1 protein-coding gene is annotated in these 469 nt (G+C 39.9%); it reads right to left on the bottom strand.

The genetic code is table 11. From position 1 onward, the window contains the following. Positions 1–469 (bottom strand): PD-(D/E)XK nuclease family protein (locus ACYVTD_RS16530; protein ID WP_461248753.1); only part of this gene is annotated, 469 nt, incomplete at both ends.

The following is a 469-nucleotide window of genomic DNA, read 5'->3' as shown; positions in this document are numbered from 1 at the left end:
GTATATATGTGTCTTTTTCGTATTTATAATTACACTCGCTTCCGGCGACTTTGTATCCGGCAAAAAAAGAAAGAAAAGAAGAGAGGCATCTTTCAAGATGATAAATAACATCGTCTTTTCCGGCGTATAACAGACGGGCGGTAAGAGCGCTCATTTGCGAATGACCGTCCTTTTCCAATAACGGAAAACAGTCAAAAACTTTGTTCACGCTTTTTTCGAGCAGAGCACTGTAAGAAAGAGGGAGAGACAGCCCTGAATCAGTTTGCACAGGTTCAAGCAGGGGAGTGTCATTTTTCAGCTCTGTAAAAAAATTATTCAAAATTGCGTGGTAAACAAGACCCGATATATTTTCCGCCATAAGGGTAGTTTCGATTTGCGTGTTTTTAATACCGAAAACATTTCCAAAGAGCCACTTAAAAGAGCATTGATAATATTTTTGAAGCGATGTGGCGGAAACACTGTACTTGCC

This window comes from Treponema sp. R6D11 (genome assembly GCF_054786075.1).
This window is presented reverse-complemented; position numbering and strand designations above follow the sequence as displayed.